We start from the raw sequence: 17,538 nt of genomic DNA on the forward strand, positions 1-17,538 counted from the left end.
GCCAGCGAACAGACCGTCAGGCCTGACGCCCCCTTCGCCGGCAAGCCGGCTCCTGCAGGGCTCAGGTCAGGCTGGGGTCGATCACCAGCACCAGCTTGCCCGAGACCTGATTGGTCGCCAGCTCCGCAAAAGCGGCTTCTGCATCCTGGATCGCAAAGGTCCTGGCCAATTGCGGGCTCAGACGCCCTTCGCTGAACAACGGCCAGACATTCTGCCCAAGGTCGCTCAACAGGTCGGCCTTGAACTGGTCATTCCGGCTGCGCAGGGTCGACCCCAGAAACTGGATCCGCTTGCCCAGCACCTGGGCCAGGTCCAGCTGCGCTTCGCGCCCGCCCATCAAGCCGATCAGTACCCAACGTCCATCCAGGGCCAGCAGCTTGAGGTTGTTGGCCACATAATTGGCGCCCACCGGGTCGAGAATCACATCAAAAGGCCCAAAGTCCCGCAGCGCCTCAATGCCATCGGTACGCACCACACCGCCCTGGGCACCGAGGCTCTCGCAGTAGGCCAGGCGATCGGCTGAACCAACGCTCACCCAGCACGGGTTGCCGAACGCCTTGCACAGCTGGATAGCCGCCGAGCCGACGCCACTGGCGCCAGCGTGCAGCAGGACCTTCTCGCCCGGCTTGAGCGCTGCCAGCTGGAACAGATTCAGCCAGGCTGTGCTGTAGACCTCGGGCAGCGCCGCGGCCTCGGCCAGGGACAACCCTTCGGGTACTGGCAGTACATGGCGGGCATCTACCACCACCTCTTCAGCCATGCCTCCGCCCGCCAGCAGGGCACAGACCCGATCACCCACTTGCCAGGACGAACCCGGGCCCACTTCACTGACTACCCCGGAGCATTCCAGGCCAAGGGCCTTGCTGGCTCCGGGAGGCGGGGGATAGAGCCCCGCACGCTGCAACAGGTCGGCCCGATTGAGGCCAGCAGCCGCCACCCGAATGCGAACTTGCCCCACATCACAGGCCGGACTTGGCTCTTCCACCCACTCCACATGACCTTCAACGCCTTGCAATGCTTTCACAGTGCCTCCATAGTGAGTCTGGACTGAGCCCGGAGCGGTAGCACCGGGCTTTTTGCATTATGCGACCGGTCCTTATGGAACCGGCGACTTCAAAGACGGCCTAATATGCGTTATCAATTGCCCCCGCGTCGAATCAGCATGAAGCATTTGTTCCCCAGCACCGCCCTCGCTCTTTTCATTGGTTTCGGCCTGCTGCCGATGTCGACCAATACGTTCGCAGCCAATAGCTGGGACAATCTTCAGCCCGATCGCGATGAGGTAATTGCCAGCCTCAATGTCGTTGAACTGCTCAAACGTCATCACTACAGCAAACCGCCGCTGGATGATGCGCGCTCGGTGATCATCTATGACAGCTACCTGAAGCTGCTGGATCCGTCGCGCAGCTACTTCATGGCCAGCGACATCGCGGAGTTCGACAAATGGAAAACCCAGTTTGACGACTTCCTCAAGAGCGGCGACCTGAACGCCGGGTTCACCATCTACAAGCGCTATCTGGACCGGGTCAAATCCCGCCTGGACTTCGCCCTGGCCGAGCTTAACAAGGGCGTCGACAAGATCGACTTCACCACCAAGGAAACCTTGCTGATCGATCGCAAGGATGCTCCTTGGCTCAAGACCACCGCCGAACTCGACGACCTGTGGCGCAAGCGCGTCAAGGACGAAGTGCTGCGGATGAAGATCGCCGGCAAGGATCCCAAGCAGATCCAGGAAACCCTGACCAAGCGCTACAAGAACCAGCTGGCGCGCCTGGACCAGACCCGTGCCGAAGATATCTTCCAGGCCTACATCAACACCTTCGCCATGTCTTACGACCCGCACACCAACTATCTGTCGCCGGATAACGCGGAAAACTTCGACATCAACATGAGCTTGTCGCTGGAAGGCATCGGCGCCGTGCTGCAGAGCGACAACGACCAGGTCAAGGTCGTGCGCCTGGTGCCGGCAGGCCCGGCGGACAAGACCAAGCAGGTAGCCCCTGCGGACAAGATCATCGGTGTGGCCCAGGGCGACAAGGAAATGGTCGACGTGGTGGGCTGGCGCCTGGACGAAGTGGTCAAGCTGATCCGTGGTCCGAAAGGCACCCTGGTACGCCTGGAAGTGATTCCGGCCAGCAATGCGCCAAACGACCAGACCAGCAAGATCGTGCCGATCACCCGCGAAGCGGTGAAGCTCGAAGACCAGGCGGTGAAGAAGTCGATCCTCAACCTCAAGCAGGACGGCAAGGACTACAAGCTCGGGGTGATCGAGATCCCAGCCTTCTACCTGGACTTCAAGGCCTTCCGCGCTGGTGATCCGGATTACAAGAGCACTACCCGCGACGTGAAGAAACTGCTGACCGAGTTGCAGAAAGACAAGGTCGACGGTGTGGTCATCGACCTGCGCAACAACGGCGGCGGCTCCCTCCAGGAAGCCACCGAGCTGACCAGCCTGTTCATCGACAAGGGTCCTACCGTGCTGGTGCGCAACGCCGACGGCCGGGTGGATGTACTGGAAGATGAAAACCCCGGCGCCTTCTACAAAGGTCCGATGGCACTGCTGGTCAACCGTCTCTCGGCTTCGGCTTCGGAGATCTTCGCCGGCGCCATGCAGGACTACCACCGCGCCTTGATCATCGGCGGCCAGACCTTCGGCAAAGGCACCGTGCAGACCATCCAGCCGCTGAACCACGGCGAGCTGAAGCTGACCCTGGCCAAGTTCTACCGGGTTTCCGGGCAGAGCACCCAGCACCAGGGCGTGCTGCCGGATATCGGCTATCCGTCGATCATCGACACCAAGGAAATCGGCGAAAGCGCCCTGCCTGAAGCCATGCCATGGGACACCATCCGCCCGGCCATCAAGCCTGCGGTAGACCCGTTCAAACCGTTCCTGGCTCAGCTCAAGGCCGAACACGAAATCCGTTCGGCGAAAGATCCGGAGTTCGTGTTCATCCGCGACAAGCTGGCCCTGGCACAGAAGCTGATGGCGGAAAAAACCGTCAGCCTCAATGAAGCCGATCGTCGGGCGCAACATGCCGATATCGAAGCCAAGCAACTGGCCCTGGAAAACGCCCGTCGCAAAGCCAAGGGCGAGGAGCCGCTCAAAGAGCTGAAGAAAGAAGACGAAGATGCACTGGCTGCTGCCGAGCCGGACAAGACCAAGCCGGAAGACGACGCCTACCTGAGTGAAACCGGGCGCATCCTGCTGGACTATCTGAAGCTCAACACCTCGGTGGCCAAGCACTGAGGATGATGGCAATTTAATTCGATCGCGCCTCGGATCGTCATTAAACAGTCATCATTCTGTCGTGAAATAAAGGACCGGGCGCCGTTCTCTAGCCAGAGCCGCGCCCGGTCCTTTTTTATCGACAGAGATCGCCATGACCACGACCGAACAGCTCAGTGCATTGAGTTCAATCCTGGCTCAAAGCGGTTTGCACAGCCTGTTCCAACCGATCATTTCCCTGTCCGAGCGGCGCATCCTGGGTTATGAGGCCCTGAGTCGCGGCCCCTCAAACAGCCCTCTGCACTCCCCTGTCGCGCTGTTCGCCGTCGCGCGCCAGGCCGGGCGCCTGAGCGAGCTGGAGATTGCCTGTCGGCAAAGCGCCTGCAAACGCTTCAGCGAACAACAACTGCCCGGCAAGCTGTTCCTCAACGTCTCACCGGAATCCCTGCTGGAGGCCGCCCACCAACCAGGGCGTACCTTGCAGCTGCTTGAGGACTTCGGCATCCCCCCCAGCCAGGTGGTGATCGAGCTTACCGAACAGACCCCGATCGACGATTTCCAGTTGCTGCAGAACGCCCTGCACCATTACCGCGACATGGGTTTCTCCATCGCCCTGGACGACCTGGGCGCCGGTTATTCGAGCCTGCGCCTGTGGTCGGAGCTGCGCCCGGACTACGTGAAAATCGACCGGCACTTTATCGACGGCATTCACCAGGATGCCCTCAAGCGCGAGTTCGTCGGCTCGATTCTGCAAATCGCAAAAGCCTCCCGCGCCCAGGTGATCGCCGAAGGGATCGAACTGACCGAAGAACTGGCAGTGCTGACCGAGATGGGCGTCGACCTGGTCCAGGGCTACCTGTTGTGTCGCCCCCAGGAACAGCCGCCGAGGGACGCTCGGGCAATGATGCCCAAGCATGATCACACCAGCGTGGCCCTCAACGATGATGGCAGCGACCTCAGTGCGCTGCTCAACGAGCAACCGGCCGTTGCCCGCAATACGCCCACCGCCAACGTCCTGGAAGCCTTTCGCCGGCAAGCCAACCTCAACTCCCTCGCGGTGCTGGACGAACAGGGGCAGCCTTGCGGCATCGTCCATCGGCACTCGCTCTCCGACGCCCTGCTCAAGCCCTTTGCCACCGACCTGTTCGCCCGCAAGCCCATCAGCCGCCTGATGAACGATGACTTTCTCGCGGTCGAACTCAGCCAGTCCCTGCAGCAGGTCAGCCGCCTGATCACCAGCCGCGCCCGCCAACGCATCGAGGAAGATTTCATCATCACCTTGAATGGCCATTATCTGGGGCTGGGGCGGGTCATCGATGTGCTCAAGCTGATTACGGAGCTGAAGATCCAGCAAGCCCGCTACGCCAACCCGCTGACTCTGCTGCCCGGCAATGTGCCGATCCAGCAGTGCCTGAGCCGCCTGCTGCAGCAAGCACGGGAATCGGTGATCTGCTACGTCGACATCGACAGTTTCAAACCCTTCAACGATATCTATGGCTATGGCCGCGGCGATGAGGTGCTGCTGTGCCTGGCCCAATGCCTGAACGACCGGGTAGACCCGAGCCGCGACTTCGTCGGACATATCGGTGGGGATGACTTTCTGCTGGTGCTGGGGCCGGAAGACTGGCGCCGACGGCTCAACCAGTTGCTGGATGACTTCCACAGCCAGTGCCGGCGCTTCTACCGCAGCGAACACCTGGAGGCTGGCTGCTTTGTCGCCCCCAATCGGCAAGGTATCCGTCAGGAATTTCCCTTGCTGTCACTGTCCATCGGCGTAGTGCACCTGTATCCACAGGCCTGTGGCCAACTGGACTCCAGCCAACTGGCGGAGCTGGCCTCCCAGGCCAAGCATCACGCCAAGAATATCCAGGGCTACAGCATCCATGTGATCGACAGCCTGGAAGCGGCAGCCAGCCTGGGAGCGCAAAACCTCAGTGAGCCGCTGCGGGATCAGTCGGCTGATCGAGCTGCGTCAGTTTGAGCGCCGCAAGAGGATGCCCGGCCTGGGCCGAAAGCGTCCACCAGCGCGCCGCTTCGACAGCGTCGGGAGCCTTGCTGGGCGAGCCGGCCAGGCTGATCACGCCCAACTGATAGGCTGCCTTGCCATCCCCTGCCAGTGCAGCCAGCCGCAGCAGGCGTTGACCTTCTTGACGGGCGCCAAGCCCCTGCCCACGAAAAGTCAGGATGTGCCCATAAAAGCTCAGCGCACCGACATTGCCCAGATTGGCCATGCGCGCGAACTGACCTTCCATCCAACGCCAGACACGGGGTTGGCGGACAAACCACGGCCAATGAAACAAACGGCGCGCCAGCCAATAGCCGAGTCGCGCCTTGAGTGCCAGGAACATTCAAGCCTCCGCTGATTCGGGATACTCGTACTCGAAGACCCGCACCACTTCCGAGGCATGCCAGGAAGCCGCGGCAACACCGTCGGAAGGGCCGGAAAAACGCCCCAGACGCTCCACGCACTCGAAGAAGCCGGTACGCGGCAAGCGGCTGGCCCCCTGGCTGATCACCAGGGAACTGCGCAAAGGCTGTTCGGCCCGTGCATCCAGCGCTGCCAGATGCTCCAGCGCCGCTGTCAGGGTCTGCATGGCCGGGCTGGGCAGTTGCAAGCGCTCCAACAAGGCTCGATAGGTTAAAAGATGCCGCTGACGACGGGCCTGATCCAGCTCACCCAACAGCCCATCCCAGTGCTGACGACTGATCCTTACACTCACGATTGCTCCCTCCACCCCGGCACCGTCAACTCCCAGGCCAGGCTGCGGCGAATCGCAGCGTCGGGTTGACGCTCGCCACTTTCAATCAGGGCCAGGTAAGACGGACTGATACCAACTTTGCGGGCCAGCGCCTCGATGGCGATGCCCTTCCCTTCGCGCAGACTGCGTAATTGATCCAGGCCCGGAAGATTCTGGGCTGGTGGCGCTGCCTGAGAAGTTGCGGCAGCGTGCGGTGGTTGTTCGGTAAGACCTGCGGCTGACAATAAAGCTTGATACTGAGCCCACGGCAGAACCGCATATTCGGGCTCGCCATCGCGTTCAATAATCTGAATATCCATTACTACCCCGTAGGACAACGACACTTAGCGAGTCGGACTTTTCCCTTGAAGTGTAATCCTAACAGCGGCAATGGTCGCGGGGAGCATGATTGTTGTGGGAGGCGGTGAATACCCTTAGTTTTTCTGCGGTCCTTCCAGCAGCAATTGCTCCGCAGTGTCCGGCAAGCGCTCGACAACCGCGAGTTTTTCCGGCATTTGCCGATTACGCCAGGTTCGGAAGGCGTTGAGTTCGTCATCCAGGGTTTTCATCAGCCAAGCCAGAACGGCGATATCGTCAAGCATGCCGAACACCGGAATAAAGTCGGGAATGGCATCCACAGGGCTGAGGAAATACATCAAGCCTGCCACCACCGACAGCAGCGCCTTGGGGCTGATGGCCCGGTACTCGCCACGCCAGTACGCCAGGCACAGTGCCTGCAACAAGCGCAGGTCCTGTTTGACCTTGCCCAGGCGTCCGCCCTGGCTGGCGCCTTTGCTCGCCACGGCGAACAGCAGCGTGGGCAAACGACCGCGGCTCAGCAAGCGCCCCGCCAACGGCAGGAAACGAGCAAAATTCCAGGGTGCTTTCATCATCACTCCCACTGAAATGTTATCCACACAAATTGTGGATAACCTTGTGAACAGAGCTATTTTTCACGGCTGAAAGCCCCGTTTCATAAGGGCTGAGCTCAGATCGGGCGTTTTTTACTCACATAAAAAAACCCATAATTTCATTGACTTGGCAGCCTCCAGCGACTACCTACCGCTCATACCCTGTTCAGACCACCCGCACTGCCGTCGGTTCGGATAATTTGCCAGCAGCAACCTGCAGAAACGACAACGCCCCGTAAGAACGGGGCGTTGCTTCAGGCGCTGACGCAGGTTACTTGGCGGCGTCCTGCTTGGCTGGATCCTTGATACCCAGCAGCTCCAGTTCGAAGACCAGCACCGAGTTGGCTGGAATCGCCGGGCTCGGGCTCTGGGCGCCGTAGGCCAGGTCGCTCGGGATGTACAGCTTGTACTTCTCGCCCACGTGCATCAGTTGCAGGCCTTCGACCCAACCCGGGATCACGCCGCTGACAGGCAGATCAATCGGGCTGCCACGCTCTACCGAGCTGTCGAACACAGTGCCGTTGGTCAGGGTGCCGGTGTAGTGAACAGTCACGACATCAGTCGGCTTGGGCTGAGGACCGTCAGCCTTTTTCAGTACTTCGTACTGCAGACCGGAAGCGGTGGTGGTCACACCGGTTTTCTTGCCGTTCTCTTCGAGGAATTTCTTGCCGGCAGCCGCCGACTCTTCGCTCATCTTGGCCATGCGCTCTTCGGCACGCTTTTGCAGCGCGGCGAAGGCTTCGACCAACTCTTCATCCTTCAGCTTCTGTTCTTTCTTGCCGACGGCATCTTCGATGCCCTGGGCGACCGCTTTGGAATCCAGGTCATCCATGCCTTCCTGAGCCAGACTCTTGCCCATGTTCAGGCCGATACCGTAGGAAGCTTTTTGCGCCGGGGTTTTCAGCTCTACGCTGGTCTGCGAATCACAACCCGCAAGTACCAGGCTAACCAGGGCCACCGCCGCCGCCAACCGATGCTGTTTCATGCTATTTCCTTGTTCATGCGCCTAAAGGGCAATCGAATAAAGCCGCGAGCTTATCAGGCGACCACGACCAATGGCTACCGGCGTAAGAGTAGTAAATGGCCGATAAGTTCACGTCTTTAAACGCGTTTTCATGCTCTGGGGTACACCCTGCCCAGGCCGCTTACCGAGGCGCTTGAACGGGCGCGAATAACCATAGCTCAAGTAATGGCTACTTGCCGCGTCAGATGAGCTCAGGCATAAGGAAACGAAATTCGACAAGGAAGTACATCTTGCGCCTCATCTATCGTGTGTTGCTGTTGATTGCCGTGCTGATCGGCATTGTCCTGGCAGTGGTCCTGTACTACGTGGCCAATCCGAAACTCCCCGACTATGTACCCGTTGAACAGGTGCACTACCTGGACCAATGGGATGCCAAGGATCGCCAGACCTACTATTTCACTCCCCAGGGCACCCAGGTCAAAGGCCTGCGCTATGAATGGTTCAGCGCTCTGGAGCTACCGTTCTCCGAGCAGTCCTTTGCCGCTCCCGAGTACCTGGCCCGCTTCGGCTTCCTGGTGGAGCCGGGACAGAAAGCCACAGCGCAGAATCCCGGCAACCTGCCCGTGGGCTTCGCCCGCCATCAGAATCCGGGCAGCGCGGAACAATACCTGGACATCACCTGTGCTGCCTGCCACACCGGCGAGCTGCGTTTCAACCATCAAGCCCTGCGCATTGATGGCGGCTCGGCGCAGCACGTACTGCCGTCCAGCGTACCGACCCTGCGTGGTGGCAGCTTCGGCCAGGCCCTCGTGGCCAGCCTCACCAGCACCTACTACAACCCCTGGAAATTCGAGCGCTTCGCCCGCAAGGTGCTGGGTGCCGACTACGAAGCCAGGCACGAACAACTGCGCAAGGACTTCAAGGTCTCACTGGATAACTTCCTGCGGGTGGCCTGGAACGATACCCATCGCGGCCTCTATCCAACCGAAGAGGGTCCGGGCCGTACCGACGCCTTTGGCCGCATCGCCAATGCCAGCTTCGGCGACGCCATTTCCCCTGAGAACTATCGGATTGCCAATGCCCCGGTGGACTACCCGCAACTCTGGGATATCTGGACCTTCGACTGGGTCCAGTGGAACGGCTCGGCGCAGCAACCCATGGCGCGCAATATCGGCGAAGCCCTGGGGGTTGGCGCCACCCTGAACCTGTTCGACGCCAACAGCCAACCCCTCACCGGCGAGGCCCGCTACCCTTCCAGCGTACGTGTCCGCGATCTCAACCTGATCGAGGAAACCTTGCAGCGCCTCAAGCCACCGGCCTGGCCGGAAGCCTTGCTGGGCACGATCGACAAGCCGCTGGCCGCCAAGGGCCGCGAGCTGTTCGCCAGCAACTGTGCCGGCTGCCATGTACCCTCGGTCAGCGACAACAACGGCCGCCCCGTGCAGCAGTTGAAAATGCTTCCGGTAGCGGTGATTGGCACCGACCCGAATTCGGCGAGCAATATCGCCGACCTGCGCTATGACCTGAGCTCCTTGCAGTGGGATACCGCCGAACTGGCCAGGTCCAATGTCGAGCTGCACCCGACACCCAGCGAACCGCTGGACCTGCGTCAACTCTCGGCTGCCAAGGGCCTGGCCTACATCACGGCCTTTGTCGAAGAGCGCGCCTATCGCGACGCCAAGGTCACCCCCGAGGAGCGCCCGCGGCTGGACGGCTACGGGCTGCCGATCGGCGTACGCGAGTTGCGCGCCTACAAGGCCCGCCCGCTGGCCGGGGTCTGGGCCACACCGCCGTACCTGCACAACGGCTCGGTACCCAACCTCTATCAACTGCTGTCTCCGCAATCGGAGCGCTCGACAACCTTCTACCGCGGCACCTTCGAGTACGATCCCAAGCACCTGGGCTATCGCCCGGAAGCCTTCAAGAACGGTTTTGAATTCGATACCCGCATCAGCGGCAACCACAACAGCGGCCACGAATTCCGCGCCGGCCAGCGTGGCAATGGCGTTATCGGCCCACTGCTGCAGCCAGAAGAACGCTGGGCCTTGCTGGAATACCTGAAAGTGCTGGGCGGACCATTGGAGTCGCAATTGCCATGAAACTCGATCTCGCCAGAAAACGACCGTCCCTGCTGGCCCGACTGTGGCTGCGCCTCGGCGCCTTGCTGGGCAGGACCCTGTTATTGCTATTGGTCATCGGCCTGCTGGGCTGGGCACTGTCCAGTGCCTGGTTCGCCTGGCACCACCGAGGCCCGGTAGCGGTGCAGGAGCAGGTTCCTGCCGATGAGGCAGCCCGCACCCAGGACATCATCCAGACCGCGGTGCGCATCGTTGACCAGCACCGCGAAGGCACCCGCTACCTGCGCGATGCCCATGCCAAGGCCCACGGTTGCGTGAAGGCGCAGGTCCAGGTCCTCAACGACTTGAGCCCGCCACTGCGCCAGGGAGTATTTGCCACCCCTGGCCAGACCTGGCAGGCCGTCGTACGCCTGTCCAACGGCAACGCCTACCCGCAGTTCGACAGTATTCGCGACGCCCGCGGCATGGCGATCAAGCTACTGGATGTTCCCGGGCAACAACTGATGGCGTCGGAATCACAACGCCGTGAACAGGACTTCGTGATGTTCAATCATCCGAATTTCTTCGTCAGCGACGTAGCCGAATATCAGCAGAACATCGCCGCCCAGGCGGACGGCAAGAAAGTCGGCGCATTCTTCCCTGGGTGGGATCCGCGCACCTGGCAGGTACGGCATCTGTTCATCGCCCTGGCGACCCTGTCACCGGCCCCGGCCAGCCCGACCCAGACCACCTACTACTCGGTCTCGCCCTACAAGTTCGGCAATGCCAACGCCAAATTCCGGGTCATGCCGGACCCCGAGAGTTGCCCGGCCTACAGCCTGCCAGCACAGAACCAGGATCTGCCCAACTTCCTGCGCAGCGCCCTGACCCAGCAACTCTCCACCGACCGGGTTGGCGCCTGTTTCGTACTGCAAGTCCAGCGCCAGGACCCGAACCGTTTCATGCCGATCGAAGACACCAGCATTGAATGGAAAGAAAGTGACGCCCCCTTTGAAACGGTGGCGCGGGTGACCCTTCCCGCCCAGGACTTCGATACCCCGGCGCAGAACCTGGCTTGCGACAACCAGTCCTTCAACCCCTGGTTCGGTCTGGAAGCCCATCGCCCCATCGGCGGCATCAACCGTCTACGCAAGGCGGTGTATGAAGCCGTCAGCGACTACCGGCATAGCCGTAACGCCGAGCAGTAGGCAAAAACGCAAAAAGCGGCCCGAGGGCCGCTTTTTTCATGCGCAGGATTCGAACCGATACAAATCCCAGACAGCAAAAAGCCCGCATTGAGCGGGCTTTGTGTGGCGACCTGGCGTTCAGTGTTCCAGGTTACCGAATATGGCGCAGCGGACGGGACTCGAACCCGCGACCCCCGGCGTGACAGGCCGGTATTCTAACCGACTGAACTACCGCTGCGCGTAGCGTTGAAAGTAAGTGGTGGGTGATGACGGGATCGAACCGCCGACATTCTGCTTGTAAGGCAGACGCTCTCCCAGCTGAGCTAATCACCCTTTACCTTCGTTGCGGGGCGCATTATGCCACAGAAATTCTTAAAGTGTTGATTTAATTAATAATTTTATTAAAAAAACCAAATTTCCATGTACAGCAACACAACCCACGTAACTCTTTACAGCAAAAAGCCCGCGTTAGCGGGCTTTCTGTGGTGACCTGGCGTTCAGTATTCCAGGTTACCGAATATGGCGCAGCGGACGGGACTCGAACCCGCGACCCCCGGCGTGACAGGCCGGTATTCTAACCGACTGAACTACCGCTGCGCGTAACACTGAATGCGAATGGTGGGTGATGACGGGATCGAACCGCCGACATTCTGCTTGTAAGGCAGACGCTCTCCCAGCTGAGCTAATCACCCTTCACGTTCGGTGTGGCGCGCATTCTACGGAGCAGCCCCCACTCTGGCAAGCACTTTTTATAATAATTTTTTCAGGCCTTCCAAAGGCTTAGCGAAGGGTTGGCCTGAGCAGCAGCGAAGAGAATAATGCCCTCCTTTGTATAAAGGAGAGATTCACCCCATGTGGTTCAAAAACCTGCTGATCTATCGCCTGACCCAAGATCTGCCTTTTGATGCTGAGGCGCTGGAAACTGCACTGGCGACCAAACTGGCGCGCCCCTGTGCAAGCCAGGAGTTGACCACTTACGGTTTCGTCGCCCCTTTCGGCAAAGGTGAAGACGCCCCGCTGGTTCACGTCAGCCAGGACTTCATGCTGGTAGCCGCGCGCAAGGAGGAACGCATCCTGCCTGGCAGCGTGGTGCGCGATGCGGTGAAGGAAAAGGTCGAAGAGATCGAAGCCGAACAGATGCGCAAGGTCTACAAGAAGGAACGCGACCAGATCAAGGATGAAATCATCCAGGCCTTCCTGCCCCGCGCCTTTATCCGTCGCTCCTCGACCTTCGCCGCCATTGCCCCGAAACAGGGCCTGATCCTGGTCAACTCGGCCAGCCCGAAGCGCGCCGAAGACCTGCTCTCCACCCTGCGCGAAGTCCTCGGCACCCTGCCGGTTCGCCCGCTGACCGTGAAGATCGCCCCCACCGCGATCATGACCGACTGGGTCAAGACCCAGAAAGCCGCCGACGATTTCTTCGTACTCGACGAGTGCGAACTACGCGACACCCACGAGGACGGCGGCATCGTGCGTTGCAAGCGCCAGGACCTGACCGGCGAGGAAATCCAGCTGCACCTGAGCACCGGCAAGGTGGTCACCCAACTGTCCCTGGCCTGGCAGGACAAACTGTCCTTCATGCTCGACGACAAGATGGTGGTCAAGCGCCTGAAGTTCGAAGACCTGCTGCAGGATCAGGCGGAACAGGACGGCGGTGATGAAGCCCTCGGCCAGCAGGATGCCAGCTTCACCCTGATGATGCTGACCTTCGGCGACTTCCTGCCGGCGCTGTTCGAAGCCCTGGGCGGCGAGGAGATTCCGCAGGGCATCTGACGCCTTGCCCGGATAACCGCTACGCACTAGACGCCACCGCCTTCGGTGGCGTTTTCACATAATAAGGAACAGGTCATGCGCGCACTGGCTGCACTGAGCCGCTTTGTCGGCAACACCTTCGCATACTGGGTACTGATCTTCGCCGTCCTGGCATTCTTCCAGCCTGGCTGGTTCGTCGGTCTCAAGGGCGCCATCGTGCCGCTGCTGGGCCTGGTGATGTTCGGCATGGGCCTGACCCTGAAACTTGAAGATTTCGCCGAAGTGGCCCGCCACCCATGGCGCGTGGCCCTGGGAGTGGTGGCCCATTTCGTGATCATGCCCGGGGTGGCCTGGGTGCTCTGCCAGGCATTTCACCTGCCGCCGGAAATCGCCGTCGGGGTGATCCTGGTCGGCTGCTGCCCAAGCGGCACCTCTTCCAACGTGATGACCTGGCTGGCCCGCGGCGACCTGGCGCTGTCGGTGGCCATTGCAGCGGTTACCACTCTACTGGCCCCACTGCTGACCCCGGCGCTGATCTGGTTGCTGGCCTCGGCCTGGCTACCGGTCTCGTTCATGGAGCTGTTCTGGTCGATCCTGCAAGTGGTGCTGCTACCGATCGTGCTGGGAGTGCTGGCCCAGCGCCTGCTGGGCCAGCGGGTGCAGCACGCGGTGGAAGTACTGCCGCTGGTTTCCGTGGTGAGCATCGTCATCATCGTCACCGCGGTGGTGGCCGCCAGCCAGGCGAAAATCGCCGAGTCGGGCCTGCTGATCATGGCCGTGGTGATGCTGCACAACAGCTTTGGCTACCTGCTGGGCTACTTCACGGGGCGTCTGTTCAAGCTGCCACTGGCGCAGCGAAAATCCCTGGCCCTGGAAGTCGGCATGCAGAACTCCGGCCTGGGCGCGGCCCTGGCCAGCGCTCATTTCTCGCCACTGGCGGCGGTACCCAGCGCCTTGTTCAGCGTCTGGCACAACATTTCCGGGGCCCTGCTCTCGACCTATTTCCGGCGAATGGAAGATCCAGCCGAACAAAAGCTGGAAATACAGCGAGGCCATGACTGAGGAAAAAAATACTCGCCCACGTGAGAGTGGGCAGTATACTGCGCATCGCGAGGACGACCTCGCGACTCATTCGAGCGATCAATTCCGGGGACGACCCCATCAACCGATGAGGTAGGCATGTCCTGGATCATTCTGTTTTTTGCCGGTTTGTTTGAAGTGGGCTGGGCCGTCGGCCTGAAATACACCGATGGCTTCAGCCGCCCGCTGCCCACCGCCCTGACCATCATTGCCATGGCCATCAGCCTCGGCCTGCTGGGCCTGGCGATGAAGGAACTGCCCCTGGGCACGGCCTATGCCATCTGGACCGGAGTCGGCGCCGTCGGCACGGTGATCGCCGGTATCATCCTGTTTGGCGAATCCATGGCTCTGGTGCGCCTGGTCAGCGTGGCGCTGATCATCGCCGGCCTGGTGGGCCTGAAAGTCAGCGCCAGCTGAAAAGCCCAGGCAGAAATGAAAACGCCCGCAAATGTGCGGGCGTTTTCGTATCCGGCAGCTAGCGCCGTGGACCCCGCAATTGCGCCACCATGGCCTGCAACTTCGCCGGTTCGGCTGCGTCCACCGCCACCGATGGCCCGGCCACCAGGGTCACTCGCGACCAGAAGCGGTGGAAGAAACCCTTGCTCGGATCGCGACTGAAGAAGCTGCCCCACAAGCCTTGCAGAGCCATGGGAATCACCGGCACCGGGGTTTCCTCGAGAATCCGTGTCAGCCCGCCCTTGAACTCGTTGATCTGGCCATCGGCAGTCAGCTTGCCCTCGGGAAAAATGCACACCAGTTCGCCATCGCGCAGGTACTGGGCAATGCGCTGGAAGGCTTTTTCATAGATCTGCAGGTCTTCATGCCGACCGGCGATGGGAATGGTTCCGGCGGTACGGAAGATGAAGTTCAACACCGGCAGGTTGTAGATCTTGTAGTACATGACGAAGCGAATCGGCCGACGCACCGCACCGCCAATCAGCAAGGCATCGACGAAAGACACGTGGTTGCACACCAGCAGGGCAGCGCCTTCATCAGGGATCAACTCCAGGTTGCGATGCTCAACGCGGTACATGGAATGGCTGAGCAGCCAGATCATGAAACGCATGCTGAACTCGGGCACCACCTTGAAGATGTAGACGTTGACCGCAATGTTGAGCAGCGATACCACCAGGAACAGGTGGGGAATGGTCAGCTGGACCATGCTCAGCATCACGATAGAGACAATCGCCGACACCACCATGAACAGCGCATTGAGAATGTTGTTGGCGGCTATCACCCGGGCTCGCTCGTTTTCCGGGGTACGGGACTGGATCAGGGCATACAGTGGCACTATATAGAAGCCGCCGAAGATCCCCAGGCCAAGGACATCGAACAGCACCCACCAGGCATGGGCAAAACCCAGCACTTCAATCCAGCCATGACCCGTGGCGCTTTCCGGGATACCACCGGAATGCCACCACAGCAGCAGGCCGAACACCGTCAGGCCAAAGGAGCCGAACGGTACCAGGCCGATCTCCACTTTGCGCCCCGACAGCTTCTCGCACAGCATCGAGCCTACGGCAATCCCCACCGAGAACACGGTCAGGATCAGGGTCACCACGGTCTCGTCGCCGTGCATCCACTCCTTGGCATAGGCCGGAATCTGGGTCAGGTAGATGGCGCCGACGAACCAGAACCAGGAGTTGCCGACAATCGAGCGCGACACCGCCGGGGTCTGCCCCAGCCCCAGGCGCAAGGTGGCCCAGGACTGGCTGAAGATATTCCAGTTCAGGCGCATCTCCGGGGTCGCCGCGGCAGCCCGGGGAATGGCGCGGCTGGCCAGGTAGCCCAGTACCGCCACACCGATCATGGCGCTGGAGACTATCGGCGCGTAATGCTCCGAGGACATCATGACCCCAGCGCCGATAGTACCGGCCAGGATCGCCAGGAACGTGCCCATTTCCACCAGGCCGTTGCCTCCCACCAATTCCTCTTCACGCAAGGCCTGGGGCAGGATCGAATATTTCACCGGGCCAAACAGCGCCGAGTGGGTGCCCATGGCGAACAGTGCCACCAACATCAGCGACAGGTGATCGAAGGCGAAGCCCACCGCCCCCACCACCATGATCGCGATCTCCCCCAGTTTGATCAGGCGGATCAGCGAGTCCTTGGCGAACTTCTCGCCAAACTGCCCGGCCAGGGCGGAAAACAGGAAGAACGGCAGGATGAACAGCAAGGCACAGAGGTTGACCCAGATCGACCGGTCACCCTCGATGCTCAGCTTGTAGAGAATGGCCAGGATCAGCGACTGCTTGAAGATGTTGTCGTTGAAGGCACCGAGGGATTGCGTGATGAAAAACGGCAGGAACCGCCGCTTGCGAAGCAAGGTGAACTGCGAAGGGTGACTCATCTTCCATGTCCCTGAGTGGCGTGGATACTGTTATTGGAATGTCGAATATCGATCCAGGCCACAACCTTACCTATCTTTGCCGATTATTTCCGTAACCCCGCAATGCACGGCGAGACAAACAGCTCTCCTTTATAAGCCCCCTGAACCGTGCGCTTGGCCACGATCAGCCACATTACCGCCAGCGCCGCTACCAGTACCGCGCCAAACACACTGAAAAACCCCAGGTGCAAGGTGCTGCCCAGTTTAAGGGTGGCCAGCGAATACACGCCCAGAGGAAAGGTAAAGCCCCACCAGCCAAGATTGAAGGGTATGCCTTCGCGCAGGTAACGGCGGGTGATGAGCACCGCCATCAACATCCACCACAGACCGAACCCCCACAGTGTGAGCCCCGCCACCAGGCCCAGGCCGGCGGCAATCTCACCGACGCCGGGCAAGCCATTGGCGGCGAAGATCGCCGGTGCATCGGCGCCCAGCACTAGCATGCCCAGGGCACCGGTGCCGATTGGCCCCAGGGCCAGCCAGCTCGACGCTGCCATGCTTTCATGGGGCAGTTTGTGCAGCGCCATGCGCAACAGCAAGATGGTCAGGATGCTGAACGCCACCGGCAGCGAAAAGGCCCACAGCACGTAGCTGGTGCTGAGCATTACCAACTGTCCGTGGGCATCCAGCAGATGAGGCGCAAGCAGGCCGCCACTGGCCGCCGCCACTTCGGCCGCCACCACCGGCAGCAGCCAGACCGCGGTCATCTGGTCGATGCTGTGTTCCTGGCGGGTGAACATCATGTAGGGAATCAGGATCCCGCAGGCCAGGGACATGGCCACATCCAGCCACCACAGCAGTTGCGCCACCTCCACCACACCATCGCCCCAGCGAGGCATGCCGAACACCAGCAAGCCATTGATGATGGTCGCCAGGCCCATGGGGATGGTGCCGAAGAACATCGAGACCGTGGAGTGCCCGAAAATCCGCCGCGCCTCGTCGAAGAACAGTACCCAGCGCGCGGTATACATCGCGGTAAACAACAGGAACAGGGCGATGGTCAGCCACCAGAAACCCTCTGCCACCTGGTGCAAGCCGGGAACCTCGGCCGGCCACTGGGCCAGCGCCAAGGCCAGAACCCCGGTGCCCATAGTGGCGGCGAACCAGTTGGGGGTGAATTGGCGAATGGCTTCGAGGGGATGCGGCAGATGGCTCAATGGCCGGTGGCCGCTTTTAACGCTATTGGGGCATGTCATGGTTGTGTCTCCTGTCCTCCGATGAGGTAGGAAACATG

The 17,538-nt window shown here is 60.7% G+C and carries 15 protein-coding genes and 4 tRNA genes; 7 read left to right on the forward strand and 12 right to left on the reverse strand.

The genetic code is table 11. From position 1 onward, the window contains the following. Positions 1–61: 61 nt before the first annotated feature. Positions 62–1,024 carry an NAD(P)H-quinone oxidoreductase gene (locus tag PFLCHA0_RS22305; RefSeq protein ID WP_015636616.1) on the reverse strand — a complete coding sequence of 321 codons (963 nt, stop codon included), beginning with the start codon at positions 1,022–1,024 and terminating at the stop codon, positions 62–64. 138 nt (positions 1,025–1,162) lie between these two features. On the opposite strand from PFLCHA0_RS22305, the gene PFLCHA0_RS22310 reads away from it, so the two are divergent. Then, a complete protein-coding gene (locus PFLCHA0_RS22310) occupies positions 1,163–3,247 on the forward strand; it encodes a carboxy terminal-processing peptidase (RefSeq protein ID WP_172621753.1) in 2,085 nt (694 codons plus the stop codon). A gap of 133 nt (positions 3,248–3,380) precedes the next feature. Further along, positions 3,381–5,207 carry a bifunctional diguanylate cyclase/phosphodiesterase gene (locus PFLCHA0_RS22315; protein ID WP_015636618.1) on the forward strand — a complete coding sequence of 609 codons (1,827 nt, stop codon included), beginning with the start codon at positions 3,381–3,383 and terminating at the stop codon, positions 5,205–5,207. On the opposite strand, the gene PFLCHA0_RS22320 is transcribed toward PFLCHA0_RS22315, so the two are convergent. The 5 genes from PFLCHA0_RS22320 to PFLCHA0_RS22340 all read right to left on the reverse strand — a co-directional run bounded on the left by PFLCHA0_RS22320 (position 5,158) and on the right by PFLCHA0_RS22340 (position 7,860). Next, a complete protein-coding gene (locus PFLCHA0_RS22320; protein WP_011062665.1) occupies positions 5,158–5,574 on the reverse strand; it encodes an SEL1-like repeat protein in 417 nt (138 codons plus the stop codon). The two genes, PFLCHA0_RS22315 and PFLCHA0_RS22320, sit on opposite strands and share 50 nt — an antisense overlap. Continuing rightward, a complete protein-coding gene (locus PFLCHA0_RS22325; protein ID WP_003179080.1) occupies positions 5,575–5,946 on the reverse strand; it encodes a hypothetical protein in 372 nt (123 codons plus the stop codon). It lies immediately after the preceding gene. Beyond that, a complete protein-coding gene (locus PFLCHA0_RS22330) occupies positions 5,943–6,284 on the reverse strand; it encodes a helix-turn-helix domain-containing protein (RefSeq protein WP_015636619.1) in 342 nt (113 codons plus the stop codon). The genes PFLCHA0_RS22325 and PFLCHA0_RS22330 overlap by 4 nt, the downstream gene beginning before the upstream one ends. Before the next feature lie 114 nt (positions 6,285–6,398). After that, positions 6,399–6,854 carry a YkvA family protein gene (locus tag PFLCHA0_RS22335; protein WP_011062666.1) on the reverse strand — a complete coding sequence of 152 codons (456 nt, stop codon included), beginning with the start codon at positions 6,852–6,854 and terminating at the stop codon, positions 6,399–6,401. A 292-nt stretch (positions 6,855–7,146) separates the two neighbouring features. Further along, on the reverse strand, positions 7,147–7,860 hold the full coding sequence (locus tag PFLCHA0_RS22340) for an FKBP-type peptidyl-prolyl cis-trans isomerase (RefSeq protein ID WP_011062667.1): 714 nt from the start codon (positions 7,858–7,860) through the stop codon (positions 7,147–7,149). Between the two features lie 269 nt (positions 7,861–8,129). Here PFLCHA0_RS22340 and PFLCHA0_RS22345 point away from each other — a divergent pair, with 269 nt between their 5' ends. Then, positions 8,130–9,938, forward strand: coding sequence for a di-heme-cytochrome C peroxidase (locus PFLCHA0_RS22345; RefSeq protein ID WP_041752471.1), 1,809 nt, complete (start codon positions 8,130–8,132; stop codon positions 9,936–9,938). Then, positions 9,935–11,104 carry a catalase family protein gene (locus tag PFLCHA0_RS22350; RefSeq protein ID WP_011062669.1) on the forward strand — a complete coding sequence of 390 codons (1,170 nt, stop codon included), beginning with the start codon at positions 9,935–9,937 and terminating at the stop codon, positions 11,102–11,104. The genes PFLCHA0_RS22345 and PFLCHA0_RS22350 overlap by 4 nt, the downstream gene beginning before the upstream one ends. A gap of 140 nt (positions 11,105–11,244) precedes the next feature. Here PFLCHA0_RS22350 and PFLCHA0_RS22355 read toward each other — a convergent pair. The 4 genes from PFLCHA0_RS22355 to PFLCHA0_RS22370 form a co-directional block, all read right to left on the reverse strand. After that, positions 11,245–11,321, reverse strand: a tRNA-Asp gene (locus PFLCHA0_RS22355). A 19-nt stretch (positions 11,322–11,340) separates the two neighbouring features. Further along, positions 11,341–11,416 (reverse strand) — tRNA-Val (locus tag PFLCHA0_RS22360). A gap of 187 nt (positions 11,417–11,603) precedes the next feature. Next, positions 11,604–11,680 (reverse strand) — tRNA-Asp (locus tag PFLCHA0_RS22365). A gap of 19 nt (positions 11,681–11,699) precedes the next feature. Further along, positions 11,700–11,775, reverse strand: a tRNA-Val gene (locus PFLCHA0_RS22370). 160 nt (positions 11,776–11,935) lie between these two features. On the opposite strand from PFLCHA0_RS22370, the gene rdgC reads away from it, so the two are divergent. The 3 genes from rdgC to sugE all read left to right on the forward strand — a co-directional run bounded on the left by rdgC (position 11,936) and on the right by sugE (position 14,332). Continuing rightward, positions 11,936–12,856, forward strand: a complete 921-nt coding sequence (gene rdgC, locus PFLCHA0_RS22375; protein WP_011062670.1) for a recombination-associated protein RdgC — start codon at positions 11,936–11,938, stop codon at positions 12,854–12,856. Positions 12,857–12,931: 75 nt separating this feature from the next. Continuing rightward, on the forward strand, positions 12,932–13,897 hold the full coding sequence (locus PFLCHA0_RS22380; RefSeq protein WP_015636621.1) for a bile acid:sodium symporter family protein: 966 nt from the start codon (positions 12,932–12,934) through the stop codon (positions 13,895–13,897). A gap of 117 nt (positions 13,898–14,014) precedes the next feature. Beyond that, on the forward strand, positions 14,015–14,332 hold the full coding sequence (gene sugE / locus PFLCHA0_RS22385) for a quaternary ammonium compound efflux SMR transporter SugE (RefSeq protein WP_011062672.1): 318 nt from the start codon (positions 14,015–14,017) through the stop codon (positions 14,330–14,332). A gap of 58 nt (positions 14,333–14,390) precedes the next feature. On the opposite strand, the gene PFLCHA0_RS22390 is transcribed toward sugE, so the two are convergent. Together PFLCHA0_RS22390 and PFLCHA0_RS22395 are read right to left on the reverse strand one after the other, a co-directional pair. Then, a complete protein-coding gene (locus PFLCHA0_RS22390) occupies positions 14,391–16,265 on the reverse strand; it encodes an MFS transporter (RefSeq protein WP_015636622.1) in 1,875 nt (624 codons plus the stop codon). A gap of 83 nt (positions 16,266–16,348) precedes the next feature. Beyond that, positions 16,349–17,500 carry a TDT family transporter gene (locus PFLCHA0_RS22395; RefSeq protein WP_015636623.1) on the reverse strand — a complete coding sequence of 384 codons (1,152 nt, stop codon included), beginning with the start codon at positions 17,498–17,500 and terminating at the stop codon, positions 16,349–16,351. Between the last annotated feature and the right edge of the window lie 38 nt (positions 17,501–17,538).

Origin of the sequence: Pseudomonas protegens CHA0, from assembly GCF_000397205.1 — a bacterium.
Taxonomy (GTDB): domain Bacteria; phylum Pseudomonadota; class Gammaproteobacteria; order Pseudomonadales; family Pseudomonadaceae; genus Aquipseudomonas; species Aquipseudomonas protegens.

Excerpts from the sequence above, each read along its gene's own strand:
- sugE (WP_011062672.1), top strand. The coding sequence starts at position 14,015 with ATGTCCTGGATCATTCTGTTTTTTGCCGGTTTGTTTGAAGTGGGCTGG.
- PFLCHA0_RS22335 (WP_011062666.1), bottom strand. The coding sequence starts at position 6,854 with ATGAAAGCACCCTGGAATTTTGCTCGTTTCCTGCCGTTGGCGGGGCGC.
- PFLCHA0_RS22315 (WP_015636618.1), top strand. The coding sequence starts at position 3,381 with ATGACCACGACCGAACAGCTCAGTGCATTGAGTTCAATCCTGGCTCAA.
- rdgC (WP_011062670.1), top strand. The coding sequence starts at position 11,936 with ATGTGGTTCAAAAACCTGCTGATCTATCGCCTGACCCAAGATCTGCCT.
- PFLCHA0_RS22395 (WP_015636623.1), bottom strand. The coding sequence starts at position 17,500 with ATGACATGCCCCAATAGCGTTAAAAGCGGCCACCGGCCATTGAGCCAT.
- PFLCHA0_RS22310 (WP_172621753.1), top strand. The coding sequence starts at position 1,163 with ATGAAGCATTTGTTCCCCAGCACCGCCCTCGCTCTTTTCATTGGTTTC.
- PFLCHA0_RS22320 (WP_011062665.1), bottom strand. The coding sequence starts at position 5,574 with ATGTTCCTGGCACTCAAGGCGCGACTCGGCTATTGGCTGGCGCGCCGT.
- PFLCHA0_RS22330 (WP_015636619.1), bottom strand. The coding sequence starts at position 6,284 with ATGGATATTCAGATTATTGAACGCGATGGCGAGCCCGAATATGCGGTT.
- PFLCHA0_RS22350 (WP_011062669.1), top strand. The coding sequence starts at position 9,935 with ATGAAACTCGATCTCGCCAGAAAACGACCGTCCCTGCTGGCCCGACTG.
- PFLCHA0_RS22390 (WP_015636622.1), bottom strand. The coding sequence starts at position 16,265 with ATGAGTCACCCTTCGCAGTTCACCTTGCTTCGCAAGCGGCGGTTCCTG.
- PFLCHA0_RS22380 (WP_015636621.1), top strand. The coding sequence starts at position 12,932 with ATGCGCGCACTGGCTGCACTGAGCCGCTTTGTCGGCAACACCTTCGCA.
- PFLCHA0_RS22340 (WP_011062667.1), bottom strand. The coding sequence starts at position 7,860 with ATGAAACAGCATCGGTTGGCGGCGGCGGTGGCCCTGGTTAGCCTGGTA.